The organism is Cellulomonas sp. ACRRI (assembly GCF_022346185.1).
In the GTDB taxonomy this organism is placed as follows: Bacteria; Actinomycetota; Actinomycetes; order Actinomycetales; family Cellulomonadaceae; genus Cellulomonas.
Genome location: NZ_JAKRMS010000040.1, coordinates 24123 through 30789, shown reverse-complemented (window position 1 = coordinate 30789; position 6667 = coordinate 24123). Strand labels below are relative to the sequence as shown.

The 6667-nt window shown below is 73.2% G+C and carries 5 protein-coding genes; 4 read left to right on the top strand and 1 reads right to left on the bottom strand.

Annotated features, from left to right (window positions below; genetic code table 11):
- Together MHY85_RS09605 and MHY85_RS09600 are read left to right on the top strand one after the other, a co-directional pair.
- Positions 1 to 1551 (top strand): RNA polymerase sigma factor (locus tag MHY85_RS09605; protein ID WP_239195838.1); only part of this gene is annotated, 1551 nt, incomplete at its 5' end.
- 193 nt (positions 1552 to 1744) lie between these two features.
- Positions 1745 to 2794 carry a zinc-binding dehydrogenase gene (locus MHY85_RS09600; RefSeq protein WP_239195837.1) on the top strand — a complete coding sequence of 350 codons (1050 nt, stop codon included), beginning with the start codon at positions 1745 to 1747 and terminating at the stop codon, positions 2792 to 2794.
- A gap of 89 nt (positions 2795 to 2883) precedes the next feature.
- Here the strand turns inward: MHY85_RS09600 and MHY85_RS09595 are convergent, their stop codons facing one another.
- Positions 2884 to 3111: a hypothetical protein gene (locus MHY85_RS09595; protein WP_230323286.1), complete on the bottom strand. Its 228-nt coding sequence runs from the start codon at positions 3109 to 3111 to the stop codon at positions 2884 to 2886.
- Positions 3112 to 3317: 206 nt separating this feature from the next.
- Between MHY85_RS09595 and MHY85_RS09590 the strand changes: the two genes are divergently transcribed.
- A complete protein-coding gene (locus MHY85_RS09590) occupies positions 3318 to 5465 on the top strand; it encodes a type IIA DNA topoisomerase subunit B (RefSeq protein ID WP_239195836.1) in 2148 nt (715 codons plus the stop codon).
- Positions 5466 to 5580: 115 nt separating this feature from the next.
- Entirely contained in the window at positions 5581 to 6630 is a 1050-nt protein-coding gene (locus MHY85_RS09585; RefSeq protein WP_239195835.1) for a GNAT family N-acetyltransferase, read from the top strand.
- The last annotated feature ends 37 nt before the right edge of the window (positions 6631 to 6667 follow it).

Sequence of the window (6667 nt, the reverse complement as noted above, 5' to 3'; positions counted from 1 at the left end):
ACCCCCACCCTCCCGCGTGAGTTCGAGCACCCCGCCCTGCAGGACCTCGTGCGCGCCGGGCGCACCAACGGCAGCGTCGACGCCGCTGCGCTGCGTCACGCGTGCGAGGCCGCCCAGGTGGAGGACGCCAAGCGGCTGAAGGCCGTCGTGCGCGGTCTGGCCAACGCCGGCATCACCATCGAGGAGCCGACGGCGGCTCCGGCCCGCGCCGTCGCGGCGACCACCGCCAAGGCGCGCCCGTCGGCCAAGGCCGTCGTCGCGGCCGAGGACGGCGACGAGGCCGACAAGCCCGCCCGCAAGACCCGCGCCGCGGCCAAGCCGGCCGCCAAGAAGGCGGCCGCCGGCAAGGCCGCCACCGCGAAGCCGGTCAAGGCGACCAAGGCCACCAAGGCGAAGTCCGACGAGGACGGCGACGAGGAGGAGGTCGACCTCGAGGACGTCGAGATCGACGACGCCGACCTCGAGGCCGGCGACGAGGCGACCGACGAGGAGACCACCGAGGACGCCGAGGCGGACACCGAGGGGACCCCCGCCGCCAAGGCGCCGGCCGCCGCGGCGGAGGAGACCACGGACACCGGCTTCGTCGTGTCCGACCGGGACGAGGACGACGCGCCGGCCCAGCAGGTCGTGACCGCGGGCGCCACCGCCGACCCGGTCAAGGACTACCTGAAGCAGATCGGCAAGGTCGCGCTGCTGAACGCCGAGCAGGAGGTCGAGCTCGCCAAGCGCATCGAGGCCGGCCTGTTCGCCGAGGAGCGCCTCGCCGCGATCGGCGACGAGCTGGAGCCGAAGGCCCGCCGCGAGCTGCAGTGGATCGCGCAGGACGGCCGCCGCGCCAAGAACCACCTGCTCGAGGCGAACCTCCGCCTGGTCGTCTCGCTCGCCAAGCGCTACACGGGCCGCGGCATGCTGTTCCTGGACCTGATCCAGGAGGGCAACCTCGGTCTGATCCGCGCGGTCGAGAAGTTCGACTACACCAAGGGCTACAAGTTCTCGACGTACGCCACGTGGTGGATCCGCCAGGCGATCACCCGCGCGATGGCCGACCAGGCGCGCACCATCCGCATCCCGGTGCACATGGTCGAGGTCATCAACAAGCTGGCGCGCGTGCAGCGGCAGATGCTCCAGGACCTCGGTCGGGAGCCCACGCCGGAGGAGCTCGCCAAGGAGCTCGACATGACCCCCGAGAAGGTCGTCGAGGTCCAGAAGTACGGCCGCGAGCCGATCTCGCTGCACACCCCGCTCGGCGAGGACGGCGACAGCGAGTTCGGTGACCTCATCGAGGACTCCGAGGCCGTCGTGCCCGCGGACGCGGTGAGCTTCACGCTGCTGCAGGAGCAGCTGCACCAGGTGCTCGACACGCTGTCGGAGCGCGAGGCCGGCGTCGTCTCGATGCGGTTCGGCCTCACCGACGGTCAGCCGAAGACGCTGGACGAGATCGGCAAGGTCTACGGCGTGACCCGCGAGCGGATCCGCCAGATCGAGTCCAAGACGATGTCGAAGCTGCGCCACCCGAGCCGCTCCCAGGTGCTGCGCGACTACCTGGACTGAGCTGGTACGACGAAGGGCCCGCCCCCGTGGGGGTGGGCCCTTCGTCGTGCTCGCGCCCCGGCGAGATGTCCGGATCGGGACCTCGGTCCCACTCGGTCGTCCGCCGTCGGAGGTGAATGGGGGACGAAGGTCACCTCAACGGCGAGGGGACCCAGGCAGGCGGGTGATGACGCCCGCCGGAGGAGGACCCGCGATGAAGGCTCTCGTGTACCACGGGCCGGGGCACAAGGAGTGGCAGGACGTGCCCGACGCGCACGTCGTCGACACGACCGACGTGGTCGTCCAGGTCGACACCACCACGATCTGCGGCACCGACCTGCACATCCTGCTCGGCGACGTCCCGGCGGTCACCCCCGGTCGGATCCTCGGCCACGAGGCGGTCGGCACGGTCGTCGAGGTCGGCTCGGCGGTGGGCAAGTTCGTCGTCGGCGACCGCGTGGTCGTCCCGGCGATCACCTCGTGCGGCACCTGCCGCTACTGCCGCGTCGGCCGCGCCAGCCACTGCCAGTCGGTCGGCGGGATCGGCTGGGTGCTCGGGCACCTCGTGGACGGCACCCAGGCCGAGCTGGTCCGCGTCCCGTTCGGCGACACGTCGCTGCACCGCGTGCCGGCCGGGCTGTCCGACGAGGAGGTCATCTTCTTGTCGGACATCTTCCCGACCGGCTACGAGATGGGCGTCCGCAACGGGGCGGTGTCGCCCGGCGACGCCGTCGTGTGCATCGGCGCCGGGCCGGTGGGGCTGGCGGCGATGGCCACGGCGCACCTGCACGGGGCGCGGCGCGTGATCGCGGTCGACCTCGACCCGTTCCGCCTGGACCGGGCGGTGCGCGACTTCGGGGCGACGCACGCGGTGAACTCGGCCGCCCCCGGCTGGCAGGACGAGGTCCGCGACCTGTGCGGCGGGCGCGGGGCGGACGTCGTCATGGAGGCGGTCGGCGTCCCGCAGACCCTGGAGGCGGCGTTCGACCTCGTGGTGCCCTACGGCCACGTGGCGAACATCGGCGTGCACGGGCACCCCGTCACGCTGCCGATCGACCGGCTGTGGATCGAGAACATCACGATCACGATGGGCCTGGTCGACGGGGTCACGGCGCCGATGCTGCTCGACCTCGTGGCCGAGGGTTCCCTCGACATCCGGTCGATGGGGACGCACACCTTCGGGCTCGGCCAGATGCACGAGGCGTACGAGGTGTTCGGCCGGGCGGCGCAGAACGACGCGCTCAAGGTCGTGCTGCGCAGGTGACCCGGGCCGGCGGACGCCGGTGACGCGACGGGGCCCGCCCGGCTGCTGCCGGACGGGCCCCGTCGTGTCGTGGAGGCGCGGTGCGCGGCTCAGCGAGCGGCGCCGGCCCCGGCTCCGTGCTCGGCGAGCAGCTTGTCCGTCTCGTCCTGCACGTGGGTGGCGACCTGCGAGTACTTCGGCGCGTGCTCGCGCGCGTGGTGCGCGCAGAACAGGAGCTCGCCCACGGGCAGCTGCACGCGGACGTAGGCCTGAGCGCCGCAGCGGTCGCAGCGGTCGGCTGCGGTCAGCGGGTTCGTGGTCTCGATCGTCTCCGTCACGTTGTCATACAACCATCCCGGGCCCGGATCCTTCCCGTCGAGGCCGGGTGGTTCGCTCACCGCGTACGCGAACTCACCCGACGTGACCGGTCCGTCACGCGACCGACACGCGACCGTGACCGGGCGGCCACGGCGCGCTGAGGATCGGCGGCCGCGGCGGCATGGTGCCGCGGATGTGTCGGTGCGAGCGATTACCCTCGGGACTCGTGTCGACCGCTTCCGCCGAGTCCAGCTACACCGCCCGCCACCTGTCGGTGCTCGAGGGCCTCGAGGCCGTGCGCAAGCGGCCGGGCATGTACATCGGGTCCACCGACTCCCGCGGCCTCATGCACTGCCTCTGGGAGATCATCGACAACTCGGTCGACGAGGCGCTGGCCGGTCACGGCGACCGCATCGACATCGTGCTGCACGCGGACTCCTCCGTGGAGGTCCGCGACAGCGGCCGCGGCATCCCGGTCGACGTGGAGCCCAAGACCGGCCTGACCGGCGTCGAGGTCGTGCTGACCAAGCTGCACGCCGGCGGCAAGTTCGGCGGCGGCTCCTACGGCGCGTCCGGCGGCCTGCACGGCGTCGGCGCGTCGGTGGTCAACGCGCTGTCCGAGCGCCTCGACGTCGAGGTGGACCGCGGCGGCAAGACGCACCGCATGACGTTCCACCGCGGCGAGCCGGGCGTGTTCGACGACGCGGCGGGCCGCAGCCCGGAGTCGCCGTTCGAGCCGTTCGTGGCCCGCTCGCAGCTCGAGGTCGTGGGCAAGGTCGCGAAGGGCCGCACCGGGACGCGCATCCGGTACTGGGCGGACCGGAACATCTTCCCGACGTCGGCGGTGTTCTCCTACGACGAGCTCGTGACCCGCGCCCGGCAGACCAGCTTCCTGGTGCCGGGCCTGACGATCACGGTGCGCGACGAGCGCGGGCTCGCCGGCACGCCCGGCGCCGACGGCCCGCACGAGGAGGTGTTCCGGCACGACGGCGGCACCGTGGACTTCGCGGACTTCCTCGCGCCGGACGCGCCCGTCACCGACACCTGGCAGCTCACCGGCTCCGGCACCTTCTCCGAGACCGTGCCGGTCCTCGACGCCCGCGGGCACATGACCCCGCAGGAGGTGCAGCGCGACTGCGAGGTCGACGTGGCGCTCCGCTGGGGCACGGGCTACGAGACCGAGGTCCGCACCTTCGTCAACATCATCGCCACGCCCAAGGGCGGGTCGCACCTGGCGGGCTTCGAGACCGCCGTGCTCCGCACGATCCGCAAGCAGGTCGAGGCCAACGCCCGCCGGCTCAAGATCTCCGCCAAGGACGGCGGGGAGAAGATCGAGAAGGACGACGTGCTCGCCGGCCTCACCGCCGTCGTGACGGTGCGGCTGGCCGAGCCGCAGTTCGAGGGCCAGACCAAGGAGGTGCTCGGCACCGCGCCGGTGCGGAACATCGTCGCGAAGGTCGTCGACTCCGAGCTGACCGCGCTCATGACGTCGGCCAAGCGGGAGCACAAGGCCCAGTCGGCGGCGCTGCTCGACAAGGTCGTGGGGGAGATGCGCGCCCGCGTCTCGGCCCGCAAGCAGAAGGAGATCTCCCGCCGCAAGACCGCGCTGGAGTCGTCGTCCCTGCCCGCGAAGCTCGCCGACTGCCGCAGCGACGACGTGTCCCGCAGCGAGCTGTTCATCGTCGAGGGCGACAGCGCGCTCGGCACCGCCAAGCTCGCGCGCTCGTCGGACTTCCAGGCGCTGCTGCCCATCCGCGGCAAGATCCTCAACGTCCAGAAGGCGTCCATCTCGGACATGCTGCGCAACGCCGAGTGCGCCGCGATCATCCAGGTGATCGGCGCGGGCTCGGGCCGCACGTTCGACCTCGACGCCGCGCGGTACGGGAAGATCGTGCTGATGACCGACGCCGACGTCGACGGTGCCCACATCCGCACCCTGCTGCTCACCCTGTTCTTCCGGTACATGCGGCCGCTGGTCGAGGCCGGCCGGGTGTACGCCGCGGTCCCGCCGCTGCACCGCATCGAGGTCATCGGCGCCGGCAGCCGGAAGAACGAGTACGTGTACACGTACTCGGAGGCCGAGCTCGCAGCCACGCTCAAGAAGCTCGACAAGGCGGGCAGGCGCTACAAGGAGGACATCCAGCGCTACAAGGGCCTCGGCGAGATGGACGCGGACCAGCTGTCGGAGACGACGATGGACCCGCGGCACCGGACGCTGCGCCGGGTGACCCTGCCGGCCGCGGAGAGCGCCGACGCGGTGGTCCGGCGCGCGGAGGAGACGTTCGAGCTGCTCATGGGCTCGGACGTGGCGCCGCGCAAGGACTTCATCGTGGCCGGCGCGTCGACGCTGGACGCCTCGCAGATCGACGCCTGACGCCGCGGGGCACCGCGCCGGCGGGTCCTGCGGGTCCCGCGCCCGACCCCGCGATCGCGCGCCGGTCCGCGATTCCGCGTGACACCACCGGCCGGCGTCGGGCACCGTGTCCCGCATGCCCGAGAGCACCGAGACGCCCGCCGCCGCCCCGTCCCTGGCGACGCGGGCCGCGGCCCCCGCGACCCTGCCCGAGCCCGACCCCGCGGCGACCGGGCTGAGCTGGCGCCCGCTCACCCGGGACGACGTGCCGGTCCTGGCCGCGCTCGTCGCCCGCATCGAGGCCGCCGACGCCCAGCCGTTCCGCACCAGCGAGGTCGAGGTGGGCGAGTGGTTCGACGGCGAGTGGAAGGACCCCGCCCGGGACAGCCGCGTGGGGCTGGACGCCGACGGGGTCCCGCGCGCGTGGATCACGCTCGACGCGCCGCCCGGCGACGTGCGCGTGATCCGGGTGTGGGAGGCGGGCGGCGTCGACCCCGCCTGGCGCGGCCGGGGCGTCGGCCGGGCCCTGCTCGCCTGGGCGACGGCGCGCGCCCGGCAGAAGCTCGCCGAGTCCGGCAAGGACGCGCCGGGCCGGATCGCCGCGTTCCTCGAGGACCACCGCGCCGACGCCCTGGCGCTGCACGCGAGGGCCGGGTTCGCCCCGGTCCGCTACTACACCGACATGCGCCGGGACCTCTCCCGGCCGCTGCCCGAGCCGCGCCCGCTCGACGGCGTGCGGATCGTGCCGTGGTCGGCCGAGCTGGACGACGCCGTGCGGCTGGCGCACAACGAGGCGTTCGCCGACCACTGGGGGAGCGAGCCCCGGTCGCCCGAGCACTGGCAGCACGGGCGCGCGATGTTCGCCCCGCAGTGGAGCCACGTGGCCCTGGACGAGGCGACGGGCGAGGTCGCCGGGTACACGATGTCCGGCCGGTACGAGCACGACTGGGAGATCGCCGGCTTCACCTCCGGGTACACCGAGCTCCTCGGCGTCCGGCGGGCGTGGCGGGGGCGGGGCCTGGCGCCGGCGCTCCTGACCGCGGCGATGGCGTCGTTCCGGGCGGACGGGATGCAGTACGCCGAGCTGGACGTGGACACCGAGAACCCGTCGGGCGCCCACGGCCTGTACGCCAGCCTCGGGTACGAGGTCACGCACGGCGCGGTCATGTACACGATCGAGGTGTAGCGGGTCGGCCCCCAGGCGCGACGGCGGGGCCCTACGC